General features: G+C 66.7%; 25 protein-coding genes. 13 read left to right on the forward strand and 12 right to left on the reverse strand.

Going from position 1 to position 24,825, the window contains the following annotated elements; genetic code table 11:
- The first annotated feature begins 35 nt into the window (after positions 1 to 35).
- From C8K36_RS24670 to C8K36_RS06340, 12 genes are all read left to right on the forward strand, one after another.
- Positions 36 to 176: a hypothetical protein gene (locus C8K36_RS24670; protein ID WP_181319382.1), complete on the forward strand. Its 141-nt coding sequence runs from the start codon at positions 36 to 38 to the stop codon at positions 174 to 176.
- A 35-nt stretch (positions 177 to 211) separates the two neighbouring features.
- A complete protein-coding gene (locus C8K36_RS06295; RefSeq protein WP_107983479.1) occupies positions 212 to 1,015 on the forward strand; it encodes a class E sortase in 804 nt (267 codons plus the stop codon).
- A 4-nt stretch (positions 1,016 to 1,019) separates the two neighbouring features.
- Positions 1,020 to 1,172, forward strand: a complete 153-nt coding sequence (locus tag C8K36_RS24675; RefSeq protein ID WP_181319383.1) for a hypothetical protein — start codon at positions 1,020 to 1,022, stop codon at positions 1,170 to 1,172.
- A gap of 352 nt (positions 1,173 to 1,524) precedes the next feature.
- Positions 1,525 to 4,071 (forward strand): hypothetical protein, encoded by a 2,547-nt coding sequence (locus C8K36_RS06300; protein WP_146176463.1) that lies wholly within the window; start codon positions 1,525 to 1,527, stop codon positions 4,069 to 4,071.
- Positions 4,072 to 4,459: 388 nt separating this feature from the next.
- The gene (locus tag C8K36_RS06305) at positions 4,460 to 5,290 is read left to right on the forward strand and encodes a TrmH family RNA methyltransferase (RefSeq protein ID WP_107983481.1); all 831 of its coding nucleotides are present in this window, start codon (positions 4,460 to 4,462) and stop codon (positions 5,288 to 5,290) included.
- A gap of 179 nt (positions 5,291 to 5,469) precedes the next feature.
- Positions 5,470 to 6,654 carry a sensor histidine kinase gene (locus C8K36_RS06310; RefSeq protein ID WP_107983482.1) on the forward strand — a complete coding sequence of 395 codons (1,185 nt, stop codon included), beginning with the start codon at positions 5,470 to 5,472 and terminating at the stop codon, positions 6,652 to 6,654.
- On the forward strand, positions 6,651 to 7,331 hold the full coding sequence (locus C8K36_RS06315; protein ID WP_107983483.1) for a response regulator transcription factor: 681 nt from the start codon (positions 6,651 to 6,653) through the stop codon (positions 7,329 to 7,331). The genes C8K36_RS06310 and C8K36_RS06315 overlap by 4 nt, the downstream gene beginning before the upstream one ends.
- Positions 7,332 to 7,821: 490 nt before the next feature.
- Positions 7,822 to 9,360: a putative Ig domain-containing protein gene (locus tag C8K36_RS06320; RefSeq protein ID WP_181319385.1), complete on the forward strand. Its 1,539-nt coding sequence runs from the start codon at positions 7,822 to 7,824 to the stop codon at positions 9,358 to 9,360.
- A 626-nt stretch (positions 9,361 to 9,986) separates the two neighbouring features.
- Complete coding sequence (locus tag C8K36_RS06325; RefSeq protein WP_107983485.1) at positions 9,987 to 10,325, forward strand: ArsR/SmtB family transcription factor; 339 nt, start codon at positions 9,987 to 9,989, stop codon at positions 10,323 to 10,325.
- A 1-nt stretch (position 10,326) separates the two neighbouring features.
- Complete coding sequence (locus tag C8K36_RS06330) at positions 10,327 to 10,971, forward strand: dihydrofolate reductase family protein (protein ID WP_107983486.1); 645 nt, start codon at positions 10,327 to 10,329, stop codon at positions 10,969 to 10,971.
- 9 nt (positions 10,972 to 10,980) lie between these two features.
- Positions 10,981 to 11,442: an SRPBCC domain-containing protein gene (locus tag C8K36_RS06335; protein WP_107983487.1), complete on the forward strand. Its 462-nt coding sequence runs from the start codon at positions 10,981 to 10,983 to the stop codon at positions 11,440 to 11,442.
- A gap of 403 nt (positions 11,443 to 11,845) precedes the next feature.
- Positions 11,846 to 12,523: a nucleotidyltransferase domain-containing protein gene (locus C8K36_RS06340; protein WP_258195158.1), complete on the forward strand. Its 678-nt coding sequence runs from the start codon at positions 11,846 to 11,848 to the stop codon at positions 12,521 to 12,523.
- A gap of 417 nt (positions 12,524 to 12,940) precedes the next feature.
- On the opposite strand, the gene C8K36_RS24680 is transcribed toward C8K36_RS06340, so the two are convergent.
- The 6 genes from C8K36_RS24680 to C8K36_RS24685 form a co-directional block, all read right to left on the reverse strand.
- Positions 12,941 to 13,159, reverse strand: a complete 219-nt coding sequence (locus C8K36_RS24680) for a hypothetical protein (RefSeq protein ID WP_181319387.1) — start codon at positions 13,157 to 13,159, stop codon at positions 12,941 to 12,943.
- A complete protein-coding gene (locus tag C8K36_RS06345; RefSeq protein ID WP_107983488.1) occupies positions 13,135 to 13,344 on the reverse strand; it encodes a hypothetical protein in 210 nt (69 codons plus the stop codon). Before C8K36_RS06345 ends, C8K36_RS24680 begins: the two co-directional genes overlap by 25 nt.
- Before the next feature lie 4 nt (positions 13,345 to 13,348).
- On the reverse strand, positions 13,349 to 13,810 hold the full coding sequence (locus tag C8K36_RS06350) for a helix-turn-helix domain-containing protein (RefSeq protein ID WP_107983489.1): 462 nt from the start codon (positions 13,808 to 13,810) through the stop codon (positions 13,349 to 13,351).
- A 186-nt stretch (positions 13,811 to 13,996) separates the two neighbouring features.
- Complete coding sequence (locus C8K36_RS06355) at positions 13,997 to 14,713, reverse strand: SOS response-associated peptidase (RefSeq protein WP_107983490.1); 717 nt, start codon at positions 14,711 to 14,713, stop codon at positions 13,997 to 13,999.
- Positions 14,714 to 15,003: 290 nt separating this feature from the next.
- The gene (locus tag C8K36_RS06360; RefSeq protein WP_107983491.1) at positions 15,004 to 15,495 is read right to left on the reverse strand and encodes a hypothetical protein; all 492 of its coding nucleotides are present in this window, start codon (positions 15,493 to 15,495) and stop codon (positions 15,004 to 15,006) included.
- Between the two features lie 1,121 nt (positions 15,496 to 16,616).
- Positions 16,617 to 16,754 (reverse strand): hypothetical protein, encoded by a 138-nt coding sequence (locus tag C8K36_RS24685; protein WP_181319389.1) that lies wholly within the window; start codon positions 16,752 to 16,754, stop codon positions 16,617 to 16,619.
- Positions 16,755 to 16,916: 162 nt separating this feature from the next.
- Here C8K36_RS24685 and C8K36_RS06370 point away from each other — a divergent pair, with 162 nt between their 5' ends.
- Positions 16,917 to 19,040 (forward strand): FAD-dependent oxidoreductase, encoded by a 2,124-nt coding sequence (locus C8K36_RS06370; protein WP_107983493.1) that lies wholly within the window; start codon positions 16,917 to 16,919, stop codon positions 19,038 to 19,040.
- Positions 19,041 to 19,780: 740 nt separating this feature from the next.
- On the opposite strand, the gene C8K36_RS06375 is transcribed toward C8K36_RS06370, so the two are convergent.
- From C8K36_RS06375 to C8K36_RS06400, 6 genes are read right to left on the reverse strand one after another with little or no spacing between them, the layout of a single operon-like run.
- Entirely contained in the window at positions 19,781 to 20,287 is a 507-nt protein-coding gene (locus C8K36_RS06375; protein ID WP_107983494.1) for a hydrogenase maturation protease, read from the reverse strand.
- Positions 20,284 to 21,585, reverse strand: a complete 1,302-nt coding sequence (locus C8K36_RS06380; protein ID WP_107983495.1) for a Ni/Fe hydrogenase subunit alpha — start codon at positions 21,583 to 21,585, stop codon at positions 20,284 to 20,286. The genes C8K36_RS06375 and C8K36_RS06380 overlap by 4 nt, the downstream gene beginning before the upstream one ends.
- A complete protein-coding gene (locus C8K36_RS06385; RefSeq protein WP_107983496.1) occupies positions 21,572 to 22,345 on the reverse strand; it encodes an oxidoreductase in 774 nt (257 codons plus the stop codon). Before C8K36_RS06385 ends, C8K36_RS06380 begins: the two co-directional genes overlap by 14 nt.
- On the reverse strand, positions 22,345 to 23,178 hold the full coding sequence (locus C8K36_RS06390) for an FAD/NAD(P)-binding protein (protein WP_107983497.1): 834 nt from the start codon (positions 23,176 to 23,178) through the stop codon (positions 22,345 to 22,347). The genes C8K36_RS06385 and C8K36_RS06390 overlap by 1 nt, the downstream gene beginning before the upstream one ends.
- Positions 23,175 to 23,621, reverse strand: a complete 447-nt coding sequence (locus C8K36_RS25085; RefSeq protein WP_107983498.1) for a cyclic nucleotide-binding domain-containing protein — start codon at positions 23,619 to 23,621, stop codon at positions 23,175 to 23,177. Before C8K36_RS25085 ends, C8K36_RS06390 begins: the two co-directional genes overlap by 4 nt.
- Positions 23,618 to 24,769: a 4Fe-4S dicluster domain-containing protein gene (locus C8K36_RS06400; RefSeq protein ID WP_107983499.1), complete on the reverse strand. Its 1,152-nt coding sequence runs from the start codon at positions 24,767 to 24,769 to the stop codon at positions 23,618 to 23,620. The genes C8K36_RS25085 and C8K36_RS06400 overlap by 4 nt, the downstream gene beginning before the upstream one ends.
- Positions 24,770 to 24,825: the final 56 nt, after the last annotated feature.

The raw sequence follows: 24,825 nt of genomic DNA on the forward strand, positions 1-24,825 counted from the left end.
CGATCGCTCGGCCGCCCTCGAAAGGAGAATTCTCCGTGCTCGTCCTTCCGCTCTCTCTCACCTTCGACGTCCAGACCACCGGTTCCGCCGTGATCGACGGTCTCGGTCGGCTGTCCGTTCTTCTCTATGATCTGCTCGGTGGCGCCGGAAGCGCCGCGATCAACCTGGGCAGCTAGCCGGTTCGACACACCTGTGGAGGGGGCTCCGGCCCATGCGCGATACGAAAGTTCCGGGGCCGGAGCGGACCCGGCCGAATGCAGGCCGGGTCGTCGGTGAACTGCTCCTCACGGTGGGGGCCGTCCTCCTCCTCTACGTGTTCTACGAGGCGTACTGGACCAACTTCGTCTCGGGGCGTCTGCAGGACGAGGTCGACAGAAGCCTGGACGAGTCCTGGGGCACAGGGGCGACCGGTGACGAGCCGGTCGCCCTTCCGGCCCCGGCGCTCGGCGAAGGGTTTGCGCGCGTGCATATTCCGGCTCTCGACGTCGCCTACGCGGTTGTCGAGGGCACTCGCAACGAGGACCTGCGCGCCGGCCCTGGCCACTACCCCGACACGCAGATGCCCGGCGAAGCCGGCAACTTCGCTCTTGCCGGGCATCGCATCGGTACCGGTGCTGTGTTCCAGCATCTGGATCGGCTCGATGCGTGCGACGCCGTCGTCGTGGAGACCGAATTCCAATGGGTGACTTACCGTGTGCTCCCACTCGAGACCGTCTCGCCCGCGCGGCGTGCGACGGCAGAAGCCTGCCTGAGCCCCGAGCGGGCCGATAGCGTCTCAGACGGCGACTACGCGCACCTCCAGGGTCGACACATCACCACGCCCGACGACATCGCGGTCGTCAACCCGCTGCCCGGCGCCGCGTGGGTCGAGCCTGGCCCCGAGCTCGAAAGCATTTTGACGCTCACCACGTGCCATCCGCTGTTCTCGAACGCCGAACGCATGATCGTGCATGCTGTTCGCGTCGAATCCATCCCTAAGTCCTCGGGCGCAATGCCCGCGGCATTGCAGGAGTAGATAGATGTACGGCTACCTCTGGCGTGCACTTCCCGGACCCCGACCGGTGAAGGCCCTGCTGGCGATCGTTCTCGCGGTGGCGCTCGTGCTGCTGCTCATGGAGGTCGTATTCCCCTGGGTGTCCGAGCAGATGCCCTACTCTGACGTCACCGTCTAGGGCATTGGGTGTGGCGGGCGGCCGATGGATGCGCGCCGCTGACGTCGGCCGTGCCGGGTCCGCCGTACATCGCGAGATCCGCAGTCCCGCAAGGCTCATAGCTTCGTCACGGGCCTGGCGCAGGCGGCTCGACAATGTCTCCCCACGTTCGTCGGGGAATGCCTACCGTCAACGCAGTTGCCAATTTGCCGTCAGCGCCTTCCGCACGGTCACTGCCCTGGGCACCTGAAGACAAATCTATCGTGAACATTATGGTCAAAGGCCGTTTACGTGCTGTTTGCGCAGCGTAGATTTCTCGTGATTCGAGGGGATTGTCGATCCTGCCTCGTCCACGCGATCACACGAGGTGAACATGCCCGGTTGGACCATGCCGCGTTCCGGACGGTTCACCGCTGAACGGCTAGCGGTACGTGGATTCGTTGTCGGGTCGGTGGCGCTGGGACTCGTGGCGGCGTCGCTGGGGGTCCCCACGGTCGCCGCGGCGCAACAGGCCCTCACCCCGGTCGGCACCGGCTCGGTCGGCACCGGCTCGGCCGGGGACAGCTCCGTTGGGGACAGTTCGGGTGGGCTGTCGGCCCCGTTCAACAGCTTTGCGCCGGTCGCGGGACGGCCCGCCGATCCGCCGATCGGAGTGACGTTCGAGGCTCTCTCCAGGGCGCCCGGCAGTGTGATCAAAATCAACGGGGAGGACGTGCGCGACACCACCGACCGCAACCACTACTCCATCGCGGTGATCGACCGCGGCACGCGTGAAGTCAAGGAGTCCGGGACCGTCAACATCGGGTGGACGACCAACCTGTCCGATATCGCGCGCCGCTACCCCCGCACCAACGGCTACCTGATGGTCATCAGCGGCTTCCGCGGAGTCGCCGACCAGCGCAACCTCGACGCGCTGGCAGGTGCGGTCAGCTACCTCGGCGGGCGGCCCTTCACCAACGACGAGCGCTCTCTGCTGCTGTCCGGCCACGCCTTCTCCGTCGTCGGTATCCCCGGAGGAGCCGCGGGCGGTGCGTTCATCACAGTCGACAAGGGCGTCGGCAACGGTCCTCGGGGCAACGTGTCCGGGTACCTGCAGGTCAACACCGCCACCGACCAGTACGGGGTGGTCAACCCCGAGAACCCGACGTTCGACACCACCAACACCGCTGGCACGCCGGGCGCGAGCGAGGTCCTGTTCGACCACAAACGCTATGCGACCGCCAGCTCCCAGGTGCTCGGCGCGGGTCAGTCCGGGTTCCAGGTACTCGCGTTCGACCATGGGCTGGTGAACACCAAGAACGTCACTGTCGCCACGAACGGGACCTCGAACGACGCCGCCGCGCAGACGAGGTTGGCGACCGAGATTCAGGACGCCGCGCAGTCCAGCGGATCAATCGTCGTGGTCCAGAGCATCGGCCACCCCACCGCCCGGTTCCAGGGGTGGAGCGACGCCGCGGTCTGGATCGAGCGGCTCGGCGGGAACCGGCTGGCCTTCAACAACCTCACTGCCGACTCCGACTACAGCCTGGTGGGCAGCCTCACGGCGGGTCCCGCCGCGATCGAGGCGAGCTCGATCCTGGGCAGGCCCGGGCCGATCGCCGGCGGCCTGGCCCGCAACCGCGACATGGTCCTCACTCCCACTTCCGGGGGCCCGGCCGGTGGAACCAACACCGAGCTGGTCGATATCTCATATCAGGCGCCGCAATCGTTCCCGGCCTTCAGCACTGGCCACTCCGGCACCACCGCGGCCGGAACCGCCGCCGCGGAGCTCTACATCGGCCGCACTCTGGGGCTTTGCGCGCAGGACACGCCGTCCTGCTCGGTGCGCACCGAGTACTACCACTCCTTCAAGGCCGATTGGCACACGGTGGCGACCGACCTCGACTCGCACCGGCTGGACTATCCCGGAGACGGCCGGAACTTCACTGCAGCCGACTACGCCGCGGTCCGAACCCAACTCGCAATCGAGATCTCCATGGTCAACCGAGTTCGCACCTACTTCGCCGCCCTGCAGCAACCCTTCGGCGAGGCGGCACAGCAGGGCACCATCGACCTGGACAAGATCACCAAGACGGTCATCGACTCCATCGGCGCGCCCGACTCCGGAACCACCTCGTACGTTCTGGGGCTCATCGGCAAGATCGTCGCGCTCGGCGGCTTCGCCGGCCCGCCGGTGAGCGCGGTGGCCGCCGGACTCTCCGCAGCGTTCGGGCTCGGTGCCTACCTCAGCCAGCCATCCGGGCCGCCCCAACTCGTCAACGATGTGCAGGTCCGCGCCTCCGAGCTGGGGCGAACGGCCCGCGCGCAGATGCTGGCGACCTCCCGCAGCATCACCGGCCTCACGCTGCTCGTCCTCAGCGACTACGGAAAACTCACCGCCACCACGGCCAAGCTGCCCACCACCAAGTGGACACTGCCCAACGACACCGGTCCGACGATCGCAAACCTCACCCTTGCCGCCCAGCGATCCGCCGCCGAGAAGTTGGTCCCGCTCGTGATTCCCTGGCTGTTCCGCGGCACCCCCTTTCGGTCCGCGCAGTCGATGTCGTGTCGAGAAGAAGTGCTCCCGGTGGTCTGGTACAAGCAGGTGAACGTGTGGAAGAACCAGCCGGCGAACGCTGCGCTCAACGTCCGCGACTACTCCACCGCTGACGGACAGGACATCCTGGCGCCGTACTGGTTCGCTAAGGTCAGCCTCGACGAAGATCAGGCATCGCCCCCTGCCAAGTTGACGAACATGCTCTTCGACCCGGCCAACCCGGTGACGGGGACGTTGGGGATCAACCAGCTGGATTTCATCAACCCGCGGGTCTTCGGCGCTGCACACCAGGCGAATGACGCAGCCCCGGGGTGTGACCTACACGGCATGCCCCACGGCCCTTCACCGACAAGCCTGGGTTCGTCGACCGGGGGCTCGTGATCAGGTCAGTGATGGACTGGCCGGACGGGTCGTGGCCCGGCAAGTGTTCTCGGTGAGGGTCCGCCGCAACGGAACCGTGCCCGGCAGCGCCGCCTTCGCTCGTGCCGGCACCCTTCCGGTGCGTGTTCGTGCCGGTGGTCTCTAGCCGGTTGCCGACCATTCGTGGGGTGGTCGCCGGCCAGGAGACGCTTCGTGACGAAAGCGTCGGAGACTCTGATGTGCTGGCGCCCTATTTCGCTCGGCCGATGAGCACGGAGGATTCCTTTTCAGCTGTTGGCCGAGGCAGGCGGGACCGGTGGCGTTGGGTGGACGCTGGTTGTGCGGCGTCGGTTTCACGGTAGAGAAGTACTGAGGTGCAATGCGGCGCGGCTACTCATAAGGTGTCGGCATGCCGCCGGTCCTCAAGATCACCACGCGTAACGCCCGTTTCCAGCAATGGCATTCGCTTCTGACGAACCGCAACAAGCGGCAGCGCCTGCGCGCGTTCGTCGTACAGGGGGTGCGGCCCATCACGATCGCACTCGACCAAGGTTGGGTTGTCGAGGCCGTTCTTTTCGACGCCGATCGCCGACTGTCCGAGTGGGCGCGGAACGTGCTGAAGAGGGCTGGAGGTGAGCATTTCGCCGTCTCGCGCGAGCTGATCGCGGAACTCGGCGAGAAGGCGGACGATGCCCCGGAACTCCTCGCGATAGTCGCCCTCCCCGGGGACGACCTTGGACGCATCGCTGTCGCGCACGACTTTCTCGGCGTCGTCTTCGACCGGCCCACGAGTCCCGGAAATCTCGGTTCGGTTATCCGCTCCGCGGACTCGTTCGGTGCTGCGGGTGTCATCGTGACCGGTCACGCGGCCGACCCGTACGACAGTGGCGCTGTGCGGGCGAGCACGGGATCGCTGTTCGCCGTGCCGACGGTTCGTGTGCCGTCCCCGCGAGATGTCCGGGATTGGGTTGCGTCCCATCACGCCGCCGGCGTCCCGATCCAGATCCTCGGAACGGACGAGAACGGCGACGCCGATGTGTACGACGTCGACTTGACCGTGCCGACGCTGCTCGTCGTCGGAAACGAGACGACCGGGCTGAGCGCGGCATGGCGCGACGGCGTCGACCGACTGATCCGCATCCCCATGACAGGCTCGGCCAGTTCTCTCAACGCCGCCAACGCGGCGTCCGTCGTGCTCTACGAAGCCATGCGGCAGCGCCTCCGTCAGCCAGTGGGATAGTTTCCCGTGCTGACCGGGCAGGCCCTCACGAGATACGTGAGGGCACTCACCGGGGCGAGCTGCCTCACGCAGGCGCGGTGTTCGAGCCTGGCGCTCCGCGAATTCTCTTGCCTTCCGGCGTAATGCGTCCGCAGTAGAATACTGCCGCGAATACCCACTGGACTCCTATTCTTCTTCTCATGGATGTGGTGGAGCGGTGGGTGCAGTTGTCGTATCGGCGGCCTGTGCTGACGGCGAGTGTGGTCGCGGTGCTCGTCGCGGTGTGCGCGGTGATCGCGGTGCGATTCGAACAGCGCGGCGGCCGTCCGGGTGACACGTCGACAATCGCCGCACTGATCGTCGCATCGTCTGCCGCCGGACTCACGGTCAAACGCACCCACCCGTGGTGGGCGTTCGCGATCACCACCGCAGGCACCGTCGGTTACATTGCGTATTCGGGCCAGTTCAACGCGGCCGCCACCTTGCCGCTCAGCGTCTGTTTGTGCACGCTCGCTTCACGATTCGAAGCGCGGACGACGATGGCGGCGACAGCCGCGGTATGTGTCGCGTTGACCTGTGCCGGCGTGGTACTCGGCCCGCAGTGGCTGCTCGTCGAACGGATAGGACTGATCGGCTGGCCGCTACTGGGTGCGTGCATCGGCGGTGTGACACGAGCCCGCAACCGCTACGTGACGGCGGTGGAGACACGCGCGCAAGTGTCGGCAGCTCTCTACGACTCCGAAGCGGAGCGTCGGGTCACCGAGGAGCGGCTGCGCATCAGCCGCGACATCCACGACGTCGTCGCGCATCACCTGACCGCCCTCAACTTGCAGATCGGGACCGCGCGCCATGTGCTCGACCGCCCCGAACTCGCAGCGCAGGCACTGGCCGGCATGCACGAGAACTCCGAGGCAGCGCTGCGCGAGATCAAGGGACTCGTCGGAATGCTTCGTGCCGACAATGACGAGCCGCGAGGGCCGGTGCCAGGACTGGGCGATGTGGCCGCGCTCGTCGACGCGGCCCTCGCGTCCGGCCTCGACGTGGGGACACACGTGTGGGGCAGTGTCCGCCCGGCCACCCCGGACGTGGAGCTCGCCGCCTACCGGGTCATCCAGGAAGCGCTCACCAACGCCGCCAAACACGCCCCCGGTCAGCCGGTGACGCTGACCATGACGTACCGACTGTCGACGCTGACCATCGAGCTCGAAAACCGAATCGCCGCAGCGAGAAGGCGTGAGGGCGGCGGCGGTTTCGGGCTCGCCGGAATGCGCGAGCGAGTGCGTGCCGCGGGCGGGCGCCTGGACGCCGACGATATCGACGGAGACCTGTTCGTGGTTTCCGTCGAACTCCCGCTCCCGTCACTGCACGAGGTGCGGAGCCGATGACGATACGGGTGGTCATCGCCGACGACCAGGCACTCTTTCGCAGTACATTGCGTCTGCTCGTCGACTCCGAACGAGGCCTGGAGGTAGTAGCCGAAGCGCGCGACGGCGCCGAAGCCATCCGCGCGACGCGTCGGACGGTGCCCGATGTGGCGATCCTCGACATTCGCATGCCGAACCTCGACGGCATCGAGGCGACCAGAGCGATCGTGACCGATCCGCTGCTGGCGCGAACACGCGTGCTGATCCTGACGACATTCGAGTTCGACGAGAACGTTGCCAAGGCGCTGCGTGCGGGTGCAACTGGGTTCTTGGGTAAAGATGCGCGGCCGTCGGAGTTACTCGACGCTGTTCGCTCGGTGGCGCGCGGGACCATACCGCTCTCGCCCACTGCCACAAGGTTGTTGGTGGATGAGTTCCTGGCGCGGCCCGTCGGGTCGGCGATTCGCGGCGAGAGCCTGCTGCACGATCTGACCCCCCGCGAGCGTCAGGTGGTGGTTCAGGTGGCGGGCGGCGCCGCGAACGACGAGATCGCGCGCACGCTGGGGATCACGGTGCTCACCGCCAAAACCCACGTGAACCGGGCGATGGCCAAACTCTGTGCCCGCGATCGGGCGCAGCTCGTCGTGCGCGCCTACGAGTTGGGCATCGTCTCGCCCGGGCGTACCCCGGGCCGCTGACTTCACCGACAGCTCGTACTGCATCCGCAGTAGAGAATCACAGTCCGAATCTCGTGACCGCAGTACTACGTCTCATCGAGCGGCGGCGCCGAACCCGGTCCGGTTGCCGACCTCTCCGCCACTGATTTCGCGGGCGAAGCACCTACTGCCGCGAGCTTCGCGGACCTCGCAGAGATTCGTCAGCGTTCTGTGGCGCATGACGAATCCACTACTGTTGCAGTCGATTTAGCTGATCAAAACAATTTCTCCAGCCGGGTGACCGTCGACCAGTGATCTGAACGTGCTTCTCCGGTCGCATGGTCGCGTCTGAGTCTTCGATGTTCCTTCGATGCCTCGGCAACGGCCGATGACGGAACAGAGCCCCAACCTGGACCAATCGCCACCGACACTCGTTTATCAAGGGGATTGCTCGTTATGTTCTGTATTCGTGGTTACTTTCCGTAGCCGCACCGCACCCCGTGCGGACTCTGCCGGAAAGGCACACACCACCATGGCACTGCTCGATCACCGCCACCGACCACCCCGACGCCGGCACCTTCGAGGACTGGCTGCCCTGCTGACCTCCGGAGCGCTGGCCCTCGCGGGCGCGGGCGCTGCCACGGCCGTACCAGTCGGGGTGCCGGTCGCAGCCCCCGGCGCCATTGCTGCCTGGGGAAGCAACAACCTCGGGCAGATCAACGCCCCGGCCGGCAGCAACTACACCGCCATCGCCGGCGGCGAGGGCTTTTCGTTGGCGCTGAAAGCCGACGGCTCCATCACAGGCTGGGGACACAACGGCTACGGGCAGATAAGCGTCCCGGCCGGTTCCGGCTACACCGCCATCGCCGCCGGCGGCACCCATTCGTTGGCGCTGAAAGCCGACGGCACCATTACGGCCTGGGGCCGCGACAACTACGGGCAGGCCACCGCCCCGGCCGGTTCCGGCTACACCGCCATCGCCGCCGGCACCAACCATTCGTTGGCGCTGAAGGCCGACGGCACCATTACGGCCTGGGGCCGCAACAACTACGGGCAGGCCACCGACCCGGCCGGTTCCGGCTACACCGCCATCGCCGCCGGCGGTGTCCATTCGGTGGCGCTGAAGGCTGACGGCACCATCACGGCCTGGGGAAACAACGCCTTCGGGCAGACCAACACTCCGGGCGGTTCCGGCTACACCGCCATCGCCGCCGGCTTCAACCATTCGTTGGCGCTGAAAGCCAACGGCACCATTACAACCTGGGGATACAACGGCGAGGGGCAGGGCAACGTCCCGGGGGGTTCCGGCTACACCGCGATTGCCGCCGGCACCCATTCGTTGGCGCTGAAGGCCGACGGCACCATCGCAGCCTGGGGATACAACGGCGACGGACAGACCAACGCCCCGACAGGCTCCGGCTACACCGCCATCGCCGCGGGCGGCACCCATTCGTTGGCGCTGAAGCCGCCACCTACTTCAGCTCCGGCGTTCGTCGATGTCGGTCCGGTCACCGTGAACGGCATCGCCGGAACCGCCCTCACTCACACCTTCACAGTCACCGGAAACCCCACCCCGACCCTCACCGCCACCGGACTTCCCACCGGACTCGCCCTCAGTCCGGCCGGTGTCCTGACCGGAACACCTACCGCCACAGGATCGTTCCCCGTCACCATCACTGCCGACAACGGTGTCGGAAACCCGGCCACCCTGGCCGTCGCTCTCGACGTTGCCGCGGCGCCGGCCCCTCCGATGTTCACCGACGCCGTACCTGTCGTCTTGGATGCTGTTGTCGGGACTGAATTGACGCGTGTATTCGCTGTCACCGGTAATCCGTCACCGACCGTCACGGTGGTCGATCCGGCGTTGCTGCCCGCCGGTATGACGTTCACCAACGGCACTCTCAGCGGAACCCCCACCGCAGCAGGGCAATACACGTTCACCCTGCACGCGACCAACGGTGTCAATCCTGATCTGACGCTCACCGTGACCGTCAACGTCGCCGCTGCACCAGTGATAAACCCGCCCGCGACCGGATCCCTCGGATCCCTCGGCCCGATCTTCGGCAGCTAACCCTTTCTGCCCGTGCCGACACGCTGATCACGTTGCCCTCCAACCCTCCTCGCGGGTGGAGGGCAACGCTCGTTCGGGGACCTGCCTCACCATGCCCGTACCGTCGACCGCGTCAGTGACAAGAACCTTCCCCTCACCACGAACACGAACTCGGCGCCTCATCCGGCGGCGACACTGAACCCGGCCCGGTCACTGAACTCTCGGCCACTGAATTTCACGGGCGAGCACCTACCGCGGCGGCTTCCTGGACGTGCACTGAATTCCGTCCCGGTAGCCGGGCACCTCCCGCACTGATCGACCCGAATCTCCGACAGGGGGATGGCGGTACGAGCGAGGGGCGGCGGATGCACGGGGGACGGTGACCGATGACTTCCGGATTCGTCGAGCTGTGGGGTTGGACCCGCGACCCGGAGCCCGGGCGTGCCCAGCGTGCCGGGATCCTCGGCTGGTGAGGCAGTCGCCGAGCCGCCAGGGAAGCCGCAACGGCGACGTCGGTCGGGGACGGTTTGTTGAAGAGCCGGTTTGGTGAATCTCCACATCGCCATCTGCCCATCAATTATCGGCAGAATTTCCGGCTTGCATCGGATGTGCTTGCCAAATCCCAGACTCCGATTAACGTTAGGTATATGCCTAAGTATCTCGATGAGCTCGACGCAGTGCTCCGCGCTCTCGCGGATCCCACGCGCCGGGCCGTCGTGGAGCGGCTGGCGAAGTCTCCTGCGATCGTCTCCGATCTCGCGGCACCATTCTCGATGGCGTTGCCGTCACTCATGCAGCACCTCCGCGTCCTCGAGAACGCGGGAGTGGTTACGTCGGAGAAGCACGGGCGCGTCCGCACCGTGCGGCTGCGACCAGGTGCCCTCGACGTGCTTCACCTGTGGCTCGGCGAGCAGCGAACCCCCGCAGAACATCAAGCCGACCGGCTCGGCATCCACCTGGCGCTCACGACCCCGAAGGAAATATGACATGACCCGCGTTCGTATGGACCTATTCGCTTCTCTGGACGGTTACACGCCGTCCGACCCGACACCTGACAACCCGATGGGTGAAGACTGGGAGCGCCTCACAGCTGCGTACGCAGCTACCCGCGCATTCCGGGAGACCGTCTTCGGCGACACCAGCGGCGCAGGCACGACCGGCATCGACAACCGATACGCCATGGCGTCCGTCGAGGGAGTCGGCTCCGAGATTATGGGCGCGGGGATGTTCGGCCTCCACAGCTTTCCCGACGATGCAGAGTGGAAAGGCTGGTGGGGCGACGCACCGCCGTTCGGCACCGCGGTCTATGTGCTCACCCACACCGCACCGCGTCCGTCTCTCCCGATGAAGGGCGGCACCACGTTCCACTTCCGCGACACCGCGATCGAGGAAGTGCTCGCCGAGGCGACGGAGGCCGCGGGCGACCTGGATGTGCGCATCGGCGGTGGGTACCGCACGGCGCGTGACTTCCTGCGTGCCGGGCTGGTCGACGACCTGCACCTCCTGGTGGCTCCGATTTTCCTCGGCCGTGGTCATCGACTGTGGGACGACCTGCGCGGCTTCGAACTCACCCACAAAGTTTCGACAGAAGTAGCGGAGAGCGGCGTAATCCACGTCTCTCTGACGCGATAGGACGCAGTGATGACGATGGAACACAGACTCGCTCGCTCCGGATTCACCCTGACCCGCGACTACCCCGCCCCTCTCGAGCGCGTCTGGGATGCGTTCGCCGACGAGAATCAGAAGCTGGGCTGGTGGGGTGACAGCGACCGTGTGGAGACTCGCGAGTGGGCGTTCGACTTCCGAGTCGGCGGACGCGACGTCGACGAGGGCAAATTCCACAACGGTCCAGTCTCACGATACGAGGCCACATATACCGACATCGTCGAACACATCCGCATCGTCACGACGTACGACATGTGGCTCGACGGGGCCCACATGTCGACGTCCGTAGCCTCGTTGGAATTCGAGCCGACCGATGCGGGTACCCGATTCACGCACGTCGAGCACGGCGTCTTCTTCGACCAGTTCTGGGCTGACGGCCAGGGGCGCGAGGAAGGCACCCGAGGCCTGCTCGACGCACTGGGCACCTACCTCGCGTGACGGCGAATCACCGCCGGCACGGGTTACCACCGCGCCGAGCCTGCCGGAGGGTTATCGGATCGCGGCCATCCACGAGATCGACTCACCGCCGACCAACACCGGCCCGTGGGTCAGGGTCCGTATCCGGGCCGAACAACTCGACTGGACTCCCGCAGTCCTTGCCGGCCTGAATCGCCGGTGCGTTGTCGAACACCCCGATACCCCCAGAGACGTCATACGCGACCTGGCCCACCGGCTCACCGCAGGCGCCGACCGTCGATACGAATCCCCGAGGTAGCCCCAACCCACCACACGGTCCGAATTGGCGCTTTCCTGAACGGTTTCGTCACCCACAAGCGAGCTGGAACCGAGGAAGGCCACTGCATTTTGAGATCCCTCAGACGTCGGCGCCGGGGATGATGAGATGGTGCCGGACATCTATGTGGAGCCGTACCTCGATGCCGTCGTCAAGGCTGCCCGGGGGGTGCTCGACACAGATTTCGTCGGGGCGTACGCCGCCGGTTCATTGGCCCTGAACGCCTTCCAACCTGGCCGCAGCGACATCGACATCGTCCTGCTCTGCCGCGGCCAACTGAGCGAGGCTGCCAAGCGGGAGTTGATCGCTCGATTGCGACACAGATCCCTTCCGTGTCCGGCGCGAGGATTGGAACTGGTGGTCTACACCGTGGCTACGGCGCAGTCGGGCACCGCGAACCCAGGCTTCGAGCTCGAGTTGAACGACGGCCCAGCCATGGCCTTCCGGCAGAGCCTTCAACCTGCGGACCGCCCGGCGGGCGACGGGAAGTTTTGGTACGGACTGGACCGCAGCATCCTGTATCAAAGCGGCCGGGTATTGGTTGGGCCACCGGCACCCGAGGCCTTTGCCGAGCTACCGCCGGATGCTCTGCGGCGACTGCTGATCGACTCACTGCATTGGTGGATGGCACTGCCCAGTCAGGCTGACGACCGACCTGCAGCCGGAGCCGATGACGCGGTCCTCGGGGCCTGCCGGGCGCTGGCCCGGCATCGCTACGGGCGGTGGCTGTCCAAAGTCGACGCGGGCGCCAGCTACTCGTGGCCGGTTACCGGCCGGTCGAGGTGATCGAGCAGTCCGTTGCCGCACGGTCCGGTGAGCCCCCGCCCTCAGGTCGGCAAGCACGGACGTTCCAGGAAGGGGTTCTGAAGGAGATTTTGACTGCGACTTAACCGCCCGCATGACCATTGGGACAGGGTTGCGGCGGACGCAGCGGGAGACCAGCAGCCCTACAACTCGTATCCCTCGGACCATGCGGGTTTCGGCGCAGGCGGAGTGCTCGCGGGAGACTGCGGTTGTCCTGAAGGCCGTAGGGGATCGCCTTGCACGGCTAGCGCTTCGAGGATCGCTGGCCTCCCACGTCGCAGTTCCTGCGCTGCCCGCGAGCGCGTTGACCTCGGTCACGGACTTCCTGCTTGCTCCCCGGCCACCGAGCTGCGCGGCGGGATCGGCGGGCTCGTTGAGCGCCTGGAGGAGGCCCCGGCGCTACCTGGCCGCGATGCGCTCGGCGGCGACGCCCTGCGATGCGTCGACGTCGACGACCTGGATCGTGTAGCCGGCCCGGCTCAGGTCGGACACCGGCCGCTCGGCGTGCCGATCGCAGCGAAACAGCCGCTCGCGCGTGGGCGACTTACCTGGTCCGAATGGGCCGGCCATGAGGAATGCGCAACGCTCCTCGGCTACATCGGCTTCGACATTCGCCACTGCTCGAGGATCTGCTCGTGCAGCCTCAGCCGGGCGATCCTCGGCGTCCGGACCCCGTCGATGGTCCGGAACCAGCGACGTTTGTTCACCGAGGCGAAGTGTGCGTCAGGCTGAAGGGGGCCGTCTCCGGTGGACAGGGATGCGAGATAGGCGCGGCGGGATTCGATCTCGTCAGGTGTCAGCACGGGTTCAGTCGTCCGCCAGCGCGTTCAGCAGGTCGTCGTAGTCCTCGTCGGCGAGGAAGCCGTCGCGCAGGGCGCGTCCAATCTGGATGTTGAAGCTGCCCTCGATGACTGGGGTGCCGTCGTTCACCCAGGAGAACGGGTTCGTCTCGGCGGGGCGGTCGTACTGCCAGGCGGTCAGCTCGCGCAGTGCGAGGACCCGGTCGATCTCGCCGGCGGCGTAGCGGGCCGCGATCTCGTACGGGGTGCCGCCGTGTGTACCGGGCCGTACGTCGGGGGCCGCGATTCGGGCCCGGCGCAGCATGTCGCTGATCGTCGGCTGGCTCACTCCGACGAGCTTGGCCAGCTTGACCTGGGTGTATCCGAGTTCGTGGAGTTGGCGCAGGTCGCGCAGCTTGGCGATGTGGGCGGCCGTCTCGCGGGCCTTGTTGCGGCTGTAGTCGACGACGAGCTGCTCGGGCTTCATCATGATCGTCCTGTCACTCTCTCTATAAGCAATCTTATATTGCCTGGTAATAAAGGAAAGGGGACTCGTGATGTCGCGACGGCGAAGCGTGCGCGCAGCTCCTGCGGGCGACGGAATCGGAAGTTTTCCGAATTTGGAGAGTGTCACGCCCCCTGTACTCGCCGAAAAGCGGCATTGACCGGGAGTGCGTTAGGCGTTGATGGGGTCAAGCAGGCTCGGATTGTTGTTCCGCACACTGTTCACCGCAGTACTCACCTCGTACGGGATCAGGTGCGGTTCGGGGATGGAGTTCACCATCGCCTGCACCTCGCCCTTGTCGGTGATCGTGGGGTCGAGCCAGTGCTCCCAGAACGACGGGGGCAGGATCACGGGGGAGCGGTCGTGGATGTGCCCGGTGGCATCGGTCGCTTGGGTGGTGACCACGGTCGTGGTCCATAGCCAACGGTCCGGGTCGTCCTCGCTCTTGGATGGATCCGGCCACAGTTCGTAGAGGCCGGCCATCGCGAGGACCGGCTCGTTGCCGTGCAGGAAGTATGGGATCTTTTTGCCCTCAGGGTCTTTCATCCACTCGAAGTAGCCGTCCGCGGGGATGATGCAGCGCCGCTTCACGGCGGCCGACCGGAAGCTGGGCTTCTCGGTGATCGTCTCCGAGCGGGCGTTGACCAGCCTGGATCCGATCTTGGGGTCCTTTGACCAGGCCGGCACCAATCCCCATTTGACCGTCCTGAGCTGCCTCTCTGCGCCCGCTGTCGGCTCGTGACGGGGCGCACGTTCGAGCACGACGCGTACCTCTTGGGTGGGGGCGACGTTGTAGGACGGCGGCAGCTCAGCGCCGACGGAGTCGACGACGTCGAACAGTGAGCGCAGTTCCTTGTCGGTCGTGGTCGATGCGTAGCGTCCACACAATTTCGGGTCTCCCGTCGTTGCAGGTATGCGCGCACGATAGCTGCGGCCGCTGACACCAGTGCGGCGGTCATAGGCTGGCGTGCATCGTCGGCCTGCGCCGGGGTCGGGAGGGGGGCGTCCTTCGAGTAGTTCGACGATGCCCAGACTCGCCCGGTCCAGATCAGCTGTCGATGTGGTGAGCCGTCAAACCCGCTGTCTACCAGGACATAAAATAAGTCATCGGTAAACCGGCCGGCTTGCGCGGATGCGTGAAATCGCCGCTGTGAATGGTCACGGTAGTCGGCGGATCGTCACCCTGCTGACGAGTTCCAGGCAACACTGAAAGGCTGCGGCGCGGGCACAGGTGTGGGTGGGTTCGCGCCCACGACCGGCGGCTGGTACGGCACGACCCACACCGCGGCCGACAGCGTGGGGTGGCGGCAGGTCGCGGTAAAGCGCAGCTGGCTGAAAGGCGCGGGGGGAAATTGCTGCAGCCAGTCGGTGACCGCAGGGAGCACTGCCGTGGATGAGTTGTAGCCTTCGGCGTCGATCGCGAGGTTGGGCGCGAACAGCACCGGCACCGAGATCGGGTCGAACCCGGCTGCAACTGGGACTTCGAGAGAGACCTCCAGCTGTGCTGCGCTGTTTGGGAGGCAACCCGAGATCACGACGGGGCCGAAGGCATCCTCCGATCGCGTGAGCGAGGTGACCGTCAGTTCGGGAGGCAAGGAGATGGCAGTGGCGGTCTCCGCAGCGAACGCCGGGGCGTCGGGCGCGAAAGCGCCGCACGTGATCGCGACCATTCCCCCGGCGTGTCTTGCGTCAAGAACTTAGCGGGGATTGACCGCGTTGCAGGTCGGAGTTGTGAGTGGTCCAATTCGCGTGAGGCGCGCGCAAACCTGTTTCCGCACCGGATGCGGTCTCGCCGACCTCGATCGCTAGTCCTCGTCCGTACTCCGGTTCGGGCTCATCCATCCATGCCTGATACTTCGGACTCTTCAGACGTAGGCGGATCGCACTGACACCCCGGTTCAGTGTGATGACCGCTTTCGGCCGATCGATTCGTGGCAAACGGTGTGACAACCGCCGCTGGACATGGGCACGGTTCAACCTGACCCAGTCGCCCACACGCAGCCGCCACATTCATCGACGAACTCCTCACCCGCAGCCCCGAATCGCGACTCGGCCTCCCCATCAAGACCATTCGCGCAGCGGTGGTCGGCGACGGACAAGACGGGGAGAATGCCTGAAACCGCGCGCACAGCATGTATTCGACGCGCTCGATGTGGCTTTCAGCGATCGGTGGCGCTGTTCTGACGGCCGAAGGCTGGATAGCTATTGCAGCGACGCTCGTCCACGCCAGATGGACTCGACCAGGTGATTCATCGTCGGGTCACCCGGTGCGGACGTAGCCGTAGACCTGGCCTACACCTGGGACAGACAGGCCCGGGGTCTCCCAGATCATGATGCATCCGTTGAGCTTGGTGCAGTCCCACCAACGACAGGTGAGGTGGTCCGGTTGCTGTCGAGCCCGTTGTCCCAGGTGGGGGAGAGGTGTTCGACGAGGGTGGTCGCAGCGGACTCGGGTCCGGCCACGCCGACTTCGACATAGCGGTGCGTCGGGCTGTGGAACGCAACCGACGTTGCAGAGCGAACATCACCGCGAAGAACAGCGGGAACGCCATCGATCCGACGACGGAGCGCCACTGCGTGCGGCTGCCGCCTGCCTGCGGCCTAGTGCCTGGTCGCAGTCGGGATGGCGGTGATGGTGAGTGTCGGGCATGCGCGCCAACCCCTTCTGCGGACTGCTCGTCAACATTGATGACGATCGGCAAGTCAACACTGTTGACGGATATTTGTCAACAACGTTGACTGAAGTGCAGGGCGCCACGCACAAGGGGCGGAACGCTGTATCGCGCGCCGTCTACGCCGCGCTCGTGCGTGCCTCGGATCGCCAGCCGTCCGCGAGCGCCTTTAAGAGGCGATCGAGCAGATGATCATCGCTCCTCCGGCGCCGCGCCTCGATGGCGACGATGCCGAATTGTGTGCCGATCGACGACATCATCCAACGCTGCGGAGGCCCTACAAACCTTGATCCGAACGCGCCGGTTCCCGCGCGCGACGCGACGGCAATACGCGCGCATCGCGTATACACCTGCCGCACAAGAATGTTCGACACCACCCCGAGGACGACCCGGCGATCGTACAAACTAATTTCGTGCCCATGAGTGACACTCAGTCTTTCTCCCATCTCCTTTCCCCCGGTGCCATCGGCCCGATCACCCTCGACAACCGGGTGGTGCTCGCGGCTATGGACATGAATCTGTGCGAGGACGGTGAGATCCACCAACCCGACATCGATCACTTCGCCACCCGCGCCGCCGGCGGCACCGGCATGATCATCACCGGCTGCTGCGCGGTCGCATATCCACTCGGTTGCGCCAGCGAGAAAGAACCGGGCCTGTCGGAGGACCGGTTCATCCCGGGCCTCGAGGCGCTCGCCGACGCCGCCCACGACGCCGGCAGCAAGCTGTGCGTCCAGATGACCCACCACGGCCGGGTCGCGCGCATCGACACCCTCGAGAACCGCCCGATGCTCGTGCCCTCGCAGCCCGCACCGCCGAGCGACATGAGCGCGATGATCGACTGCACCCCAGCGGAATTGAAGAAGATGGCCGCCATCCAGGGCGGCAACACGTCCACCTATCACGAGGCCACCAAGGAAGATCTGGACTGGCTCGTGCGAATGTTCGCCGAAGCTGCCGGACGCGTCAAGGCCGCCGGCGGCGACGCCGTCGAGATCCACTGCGCACACAACTACGTGCTCGGCGGTTTCCTCAGCAGCTACTCGAACCAGCGCACCGACGAGTACGGCGGATCGCTCGAGAACCGGGCACGACTCGCGTGCGAGGTGGTCCGCGCCGTCAAGGACGAGGTCGGCGACAGTCTCGCGGTGATCGTGCGGCTGGCCGGCCAGGAATACGGCGAATCCAACGGTATGGCACCCGCCGAAGCGGCCGCCGCGGCGGTACTGCTCGAGCAGGCTGGTGCCGACGCGATCCATGTCACGGGCACCGCGCTGAACGCGTTCGCGAACTTCACCGACGGCCCGCTGCCGAACAAGGTCGGTTTCTACACCGACAACGCAGCCGTCATCAAACGCGCCGTGTCGGTCCCGGTCATCACCGTCGGCCGCATGCTGCCCGAGGTCGGCGAGAAGATGATCGCCGAAGGACGCACCGACTTCGTTGCAATGGGCCGCCAGCTCCTCGCCGACCCCGATGTGGTGAACAAGCTCAAATCTGGTACGCCCGAGCGGGTTCGCCCCTGTATCAACTGCTACGTATGCGTGCAGGAGAACTTCTGGGACGATACCCCGCTGTGCGCGGTCAACCCGGCCCTCGGCAACGAAACGCTGCTGCCGTTCCCCGCCGTCAAGGCGCGCAAGCACGTGGTCGTCGTCGGCTCCGGCCCCGGCGGTCTCGAATCCGCACGCATTGCCGCCGAGCGCGGCCACCGCGTCACCGTCCTCGAGAAGACCGATCGCCTGGGCGGAACATTGTGGTTCTCCACACTGACCACCCCCGACAACGAACGACTCCTGAACTGGTTGAAGAACGAAGTGGGCCGCTCCGACGTCGACGTCCGGCTCAACACCGTGGCCACCCCCGAGAACGTCCGGGCGCTCTCCCCCGATGTGGTCGTCGTCGCAACCGGCGCCGTCCGTGACCGTCCGGACGTGCCGGGCGGAAACTTGCCGCACGTGCACACCGGCGACACCATGCGCGCACTGATGACCGGATCCGGCGACGTATCCGGCCAGTCCCCGCTGTTGCGCGTCATGGGACGCCTGGGCGGCATGATCGGAATCACCAAGAGCCCCGAGAAGATTCGCTTCCTGAGCACCAAGTTCCTCAAGTTCCTGCCGATGACCCGCAACGTCGTCGTGGTCGGTGGCTCCCTCGTCGGCCTCGAGCTGGCCGAGTTCCTCGCCGAACGTGGCTCCCGTGTCACCCTCGTCGCAGAGGGTGGACAGCTGGGTGTGCCGATGGCGATGCCGCGCCGTTGGACCGCGGTCAAGCATGCCCGCGAATTCGGAGTCAACATCCACCGTAACGCCACGTTGAAGCGCATCACCCGCAAGACCGTCGAGTTCACCGCAGGCGGGGAAACGCTTGCGGTGCGGGCTTCGATGGTGATCGTCGCCACGGGCGTGTCGGCGGCCGCTCCACTGGCGGAAGAACTTTCCGCATCAGGTCTCGACGTCCGCGTCGTAGGCGACGCCGGATCCGTCGACTACATCGAAGGGGCGATGCACTCTGCATGGAAGGTTGCCGGCACGCTGTAGAACGCAAGCCCCGGGGATACACGGACACGCTCAGCGAGTGCGCTCGCACACCTGATGGCGGCCGGGATCGCCCTTTTGTGCGGCCCGGACAGTTGGCGGGTGCTGCTGTCATCTGGCGGCGTTCGGTTGCTGCGGTGGGCTTCGCTGAGTTGGTCTTCGAGTTCCTCTCTGCACGGGGCAACGCCCCCGGCGCCTGTATCGGCGCCGGGGGCGTGAGGGGATTGGCTTGATCAGATCAGCCGGCAGGCGTGATCTCGCGCGTACGTCATCAAGAGCGCGAGCCACTCGATGTCGGTGATCAACACTGCCGCCACCTCGGCCACCCGCCCGCTGCCGGCTCGTTGGGGAGTCTCGGCTCTCTGACGTCCTGATCGCTCGAGCACAACTGGCTGTCCCGTTCAACGGCCCCATGAAACCAAAACCATTCGCCCCCAATTGTTGTCGCGGATCTATCTGCAAGCAGTGCTTGTGAACATCGTCTGCCTCACATCGAATCGGCTCGCTCTGGCAAACAACGCACTGGTATCCGGCATGAACCTGAACCTCCTGGGATCCGCGCGCCTCTGAACCGAAGGAGGGAGGGGTCGTTCTCTCATTGACGGGGGGAGAACCCCTTTCTCATTCGGCCGCTTCTCGTTCTGCCGCGAAAGTCCACGCGCACGTCGGCCGCAGTCGATCCGACGTCGAGAACGGCTAACGCCGGGGTCCCGACTGACCTGCCCGTCAACAGTCACCGGCAGTCACTGCGCGCGATCGTTGGGCAGGGTGCCCTCGAGACCGTTCCTGCATTGCCATGTGTCTGGAACCGCGGCTCCACCGACTATCTCGAACTCGATGGCACGGGCCGTCACCGGGACGGCACTCCGGACGGCAGGGGACAGGCCGACGCCGGGCCTGAGGTCGGTACCTTCGACCGCGTACATGATCACCCGACCGGGCGCGGTGCCGAGCACTCGTGAGAGGGCAAGCGCGGCGGCCACGTCGACAGCGTGACTGTCCAGCGGGCCGGGTTTGTCGTCGATGGTCCACCGGTGCACCAGGCCCGGCCGGCACAAGGCGGGGACGACGAGATCGACGACGATCGCCAGTCGCTTTCCCGCCCATGACGCGAGCAGATCGATCGCATCGGTGACCGTCGTGGCCGGAATCTGTCCGGCCAGGGCCCGCACCACCGCAGGGCCCAAGCCGTCGTCCCGACGGAACTCATTGCCGAGTCCGATCACCACGGTGCTCGACTGCGCTCTCACCGGCGTGTCACTCTCAGATCGAGGAAGTGGGTGGCACACGAGATGCAGGGATCGTGGTTACGGATGATCCGCTCGCACATCGAGGTCAGATCCGCGTCGGTGAGATCGAGGTGTTCACCGATGCGGTCGGTGAGATCGGTCTCGATCACATCCTGGTTCTGCGCGGTCGGCGGCACGATGTCGGCGGACCGGATCACCCCGTCGCCGGCGAGTTCGTATCGGTGGTACAGCAGTCCCCGAGGTGCTTCACTCACCCCATGACCCGTGGCGGCGCGCGCCGCGACCGGTACGCACGGTGGCTCAGGCCGCTCGTACGTGTCGATGATCCGCAGAGCTTCCTCGACCGCGAACGTTACTTCTACTGCTCGGACAACGATGCTGCGGAACGGATTTCGGCACTCTTCGCCCAGGTTTGCGGCGATGGCAGCGTCCCGCGCCGCCCCGGTGATCTGCCCGCCGTTGAGCGAGTACCGGGCGAGCGGCCCTGTCAGGTACGGCGCGCCGTCCAGGCGGGCGTGCAGGGCCGTCGACTCCGGAACCTGGCGCTCCCGCACGTGGTCGCCGAACGCTGCGGCGGGGAACCGATCGCCGGCACTCGTGCGGATCACACCGTCCTCGATCGCGTACCCGGCGTCGTCGTGCAGCGCCACCAGGACCGGATCGAGGCGCACGTCGGGGAAGTCGAACCCGGCCACCCAGTGAACGGTGTCGAGCGCCTCGTCCAATGCGCGCCGCAGTGTTTCGGCGAGCGGGGCGAGTTCGGCGCGGGTGGGCGCCCGATAGAACCCGCCGACGCGGACGTTGACCGGATGGATGGGACGCCCCCCGATCGTCTCGAGGATCGCGTTACCTGCCTTCTTCAGTGCCAGGCCTCTTTCGACGGCGCCGCGGTCGCGTCGGGCGAGTTCGATCGAGTCCGCTACCCCGAGGAAGTCCGGCGCATGCAGGAAGTAGATGTGCAGCGTGTGGCTGGCGATCCACTCGCCGCAGTACAACAGCCGTCGCAGTGCCCGCACCGGCGGTTCGACAGCCACCCCGCAGGCCTTCTCCAGGGCGTTGCACGCGCTCACCTGGTAGGCGACCGGACAGATCCCGCAAATTCGGGAAGTGATGTCGGGTGGTTCGCGGAAGTCCCGGCCGCGCAGGAACGCCTCGAAGAACCGCGGGGGCTCGTAGATGTCCAGTCGGGCGTGCTCGACAACGCCGGACCGCACGGCGACGTCGAGTCGGCCTTCGCCCTCGACCCGGGCCAGCGCCCGGACCGTGAGCCGGCGCCGCTCCGTCTCATCGGCCGCCATGGCGGCGCCCCTCCTCGAAACCGGGGGCCGCGACGTTGAACGTCGAGAACACCCGCCCGATGCCGTCGTCGTCCATACCGCATCGGCGCAGCCAACCGGCAAGCGACGTGATGTTGGGATCCGTTGTGGGTCCGAAGCACCCGTAGCACCCTCGAGAATGTGCAGGACACAGCGCGCCGCATCCGGCGTGTGTGACCGGGCCCAGGCACGGGGTGCCGTCGGCGACCATGACGCACGTCAGGCCGCGCCGCTTGCACTCGTTGCACACGCTGGTGTCCGGGACGTTCGGGGAACGGCCGGCGAGGAATGCGGTGATGACCTCGATCAGCTGGCCCCGATCTATGGGGCAGCCGCGCAGCTCGAAGTCCACTGGCACGTGTGCCGAGATCGGTGTCGACGTGGCCAGCGTGTCGATGTACTCGGGGCTCGCGTACACCGCCGCCGCGAACTCGGCGACATCGCCGAAGTTGCGCAGAGCCTGCACCCCCCCGGCGGTCGCACACGCACCGATGGTGACGAGGTGTTCGGAGGCGTCGCGGATCCGATGGATACGTTCGATGTCCTCGGCGGTCGTGATCGACCCCTCGACGAGCGAGAGATCGTACGTCGCCGTGACGGTCGCGCTGGACATCTCGAGGAAGTGCGCGATCGTCAGTTCGGTTGCCACCGTGAGTAGTTCGTCCTCGCAGTCGAGCAGTGAGAGCTGGCAGCCGTCGCATGACGCGAATTTCCACACGGCCAGGGTCGGTGGCGAGGACATCACAGCTCCCGGGTATGCAGCAGGGGCCCGGCGACTGCGTAATCCACCACCGGGCCGTCGCGGCAGAGCAGCAGCTCGCCGAGCTGACAATGCCCACATACGCCGACGCCGCATTGCATGTTCCGCTCGAGCGACACCTGCACGCGGCGGCGGTCGACCCCGAGGGTGTCGAGGGCCCTCACCGAGAACCGCATCATCGCCTCGGGTCCGCAGGCGAGGGCGTACGTACGGTGTGGGTCCACCGTCAGCCGGGCGAGCACCTCGGTGACGAATCCGACTGGGCCGTCCCAGTCCCGGGCGGGTTGGTCGATCGTCACCACGACATCGATGCCTGCGGCGCGCCAGCCGTCGAGTTCGCCGCGGTAGAGGATTTCGTCCGGGGTGCGTGCCCCGATCACGAGCGTGACGTTCCGGTATCGCGTCCGGTGCGCGACGGCGGCGAGTACCGGAGACCGCACCGCCGCGAGTCCCACTCCGCCGGCGACGATCACCAGATCGGCGCCGACGGCACGATCGAGGTCCCACGCGGTCCCGTACGGGCCGCGTGCCCCGACATTCGCGCCGACCGGGGCATCGTGCAGTGCTGCACTCGCCTGCCCGACACGGCGGACGGTGTGGGTCAGGACGCCGTCGTCACGTGTCGGATCCCCGCACGACGAGATCGGGACCTCTCCGACGCCGGGGACGCTCAGCATCATGAACTGGCCCGGCCGGAAGCTCGGCAGTGCGGCCGCGGTCGGTGCCAGTTCGAGCGTGACCGAGTCATGGGTCTCGACCGTGCGGTGCAGCACTCGGTGTGCCGTCGGGACCAGTACTGATGTCGGCGTGGTCACGACGCACCCCGATTCGCGTACAGATCGAGCAGCCGGGCCCGGGTGGCTTGTAGGCGGTCGAATAGCAGTCCCGACATCGCGCGCGCCACCGCATACCCGAACGCGGGATCCCGTTCGGCCGCCTCGTGCAGCTCCGCGACGTCGATCTGCAGCGCCTCGGTCGGTTCGGCCGCACGCGCCCCGAAGCTCCACACCTCCGGCGGCCGCAGCCAGGACCAGCCCAGCACGTCGCCGCCGGACAGTGTCTCGATCACCACGTCGCCGCGACCCGGCATCGCGGTGCTGAGCTGCACTCGTCCCTTCCGCAGGAGCCAGCATCGCCGGGCGGGTTCACCCTCGCGGAAGACGATCTCGTCCGGCACCCACAATGCGGGAGTGGACAACTCCGCGAGCCGGGCGCGCGCCGCATCGGACAGGCCCGGCAGCAACAGCGATCCCATCACGGCTCGGGCCCCCGGTCCTCGGGGTCGATGGCCGGCAGCGCGCCAGTGAGCCGCGCGGCCTCGGCGGTGATGTCGATGCCGACCGGGCACCAGTCGATGCAGCGCCCGCACCCGACGCAGCCGGACGAACCGAACTGGTCGAACCAGGTGCCGAGTTTGTGGGTCATCCACTGGCGGTAGCGGGCCGCGCCGCTGGTACGTGCGTTCCCGCCGTGCAGATGCGAGTAGTCGAGTTCGAAGCACGACGCCCACCGCTGCTGCCGCTCGGTGCCCTCGCCGCCCAGTTCGCTCACGTCCTCCGCACTGGTGCAGAAGCAGGTCGGACACACCATCGTGCAGTTTCCGCAGGTCAGGCAACGGTCGGCGACGTCGTCCCACACGGGTTCGTCGCGGGCGGCGCGCAGCAGCGCCCGCAGGTCCACGTCGGGCATCGCACGTCCCATCCGTCCGCGCGCGTCGTCGACGGCCGCGCACGCCTCGTCGGCGTCGGCTCGGGTGGCGGCGGTGTGCGGGATCCGTGCGAGCAGGCGGGCCCCGGTCTCGGTGCCGGCGTCGACGACGAACCGGTGCCCGCGGTCGTCGATGCGCTCGGTGAGCGCGAGGTCGTAGCGGCCGCCGACGCCGGGTCCGGTGCCCATCGAGGCGCAGAAACACACCCCGCCGGGCTCGATGCAATTGACGGCAACCACCACGAGGTCTGCGAGGATCCGTGCGGTGTAGCCCCCGGGGTCGGCGCCCAGCACGCTTCCCAGCGTGCGGATCGCCGCGAGATCGCAGCCACGCACGCCGAGAAACGCGAATCGGGGTTCCTCGGGTTCTGGGACCGAGAACGTCCCCCCGCGCTCCGACCAGAGCACCTGCCGTGGCGGATGGACGAACGACTTCCACGACATCGGGCCCGCCGAGTGTGAGAACACGGCGCCGTCATCGCGGCGCGCGAGCCGGTACTCGCCCGGCGCGGTGACCACGCCCCAGCCGTCCGGCAGGTCGGCGCCGGACTCGAGGTCACCCAGGACCACGGCGCTCTCGCGTACCGTCGGCCCCACCACCCGACGCCCGTCGTCGCGCAGCGCGAGAACGAGGTCGTCGAGGCCGCGGCGGTCGATCAGAGCTGTCTCCCAAGTGGCCATGGCACTCCTCCCATCCATTGGCGCAGGTCGGCCGCATCATGTGAAGGGCCGTTCGGCCCTGTACCGGCCGGACC

The sequence above is a fragment of the Rhodococcus sp. OK519 genome, from assembly GCF_003051005.1.
Lineage (GTDB): Bacteria > Actinomycetota > Actinomycetes > Mycobacteriales > Mycobacteriaceae > Prescottella.

What these genes read in the sequence shown, in the direction of transcription:
- C8K36_RS06305 (WP_107983481.1), top strand. Translation starts at nt 4,460, where the DNA reads ATGCCGCCGGTCCTCAAGATCACCACGCGTAACGCCCGTTTCCAGCAA.
- C8K36_RS06385 (WP_107983496.1), bottom strand. Translation starts at nt 22,345, where the DNA reads ATGTCCTCGCCACCGACCCTGGCCGTGTGGAAATTCGCGTCATGCGAC.
- C8K36_RS06400 (WP_107983499.1), bottom strand. Translation starts at nt 24,769, where the DNA reads ATGGATGGGAGGAGTGCCATGGCCACTTGGGAGACAGCTCTGATCGAC.
- C8K36_RS06300 (WP_146176463.1), top strand. Translation starts at nt 1,525, where the DNA reads ATGCCCGGTTGGACCATGCCGCGTTCCGGACGGTTCACCGCTGAACGG.
- C8K36_RS24675 (WP_181319383.1), top strand. Translation starts at nt 1,020, where the DNA reads ATGTACGGCTACCTCTGGCGTGCACTTCCCGGACCCCGACCGGTGAAG.
- C8K36_RS24685 (WP_181319389.1), bottom strand. Translation starts at nt 16,754, where the DNA reads ATGTCGTCGATCGGCACACAATTCGGCATCGTCGCCATCGAGGCGCGG.
- C8K36_RS06370 (WP_107983493.1), top strand. Translation starts at nt 16,917, where the DNA reads ATGAGTGACACTCAGTCTTTCTCCCATCTCCTTTCCCCCGGTGCCATC.
- C8K36_RS06320 (WP_181319385.1), top strand. Translation starts at nt 7,822, where the DNA reads ATGGCACTGCTCGATCACCGCCACCGACCACCCCGACGCCGGCACCTT.
- C8K36_RS06335 (WP_107983487.1), top strand. Translation starts at nt 10,981, where the DNA reads ATGACGATGGAACACAGACTCGCTCGCTCCGGATTCACCCTGACCCGC.
- C8K36_RS06315 (WP_107983483.1), top strand. Translation starts at nt 6,651, where the DNA reads ATGACGATACGGGTGGTCATCGCCGACGACCAGGCACTCTTTCGCAGT.
- C8K36_RS06295 (WP_107983479.1), top strand. Translation starts at nt 212, where the DNA reads ATGCGCGATACGAAAGTTCCGGGGCCGGAGCGGACCCGGCCGAATGCA.
- C8K36_RS06380 (WP_107983495.1), bottom strand. Translation starts at nt 21,585, where the DNA reads ATGGCGGCCGATGAGACGGAGCGGCGCCGGCTCACGGTCCGGGCGCTG.
- C8K36_RS06350 (WP_107983489.1), bottom strand. Translation starts at nt 13,810, where the DNA reads ATGATGAAGCCCGAGCAGCTCGTCGTCGACTACAGCCGCAACAAGGCC.
- C8K36_RS06340 (WP_258195158.1), top strand. Translation starts at nt 11,846, where the DNA reads ATGGTGCCGGACATCTATGTGGAGCCGTACCTCGATGCCGTCGTCAAG.
- C8K36_RS06360 (WP_107983491.1), bottom strand. Translation starts at nt 15,495, where the DNA reads ATGGTCGCGATCACGTGCGGCGCTTTCGCGCCCGACGCCCCGGCGTTC.
- C8K36_RS06330 (WP_107983486.1), top strand. Translation starts at nt 10,327, where the DNA reads ATGACCCGCGTTCGTATGGACCTATTCGCTTCTCTGGACGGTTACACG.
- C8K36_RS06310 (WP_107983482.1), top strand. Translation starts at nt 5,470, where the DNA reads ATGGATGTGGTGGAGCGGTGGGTGCAGTTGTCGTATCGGCGGCCTGTG.
- C8K36_RS06325 (WP_107983485.1), top strand. Translation starts at nt 9,987, where the DNA reads ATGCCTAAGTATCTCGATGAGCTCGACGCAGTGCTCCGCGCTCTCGCG.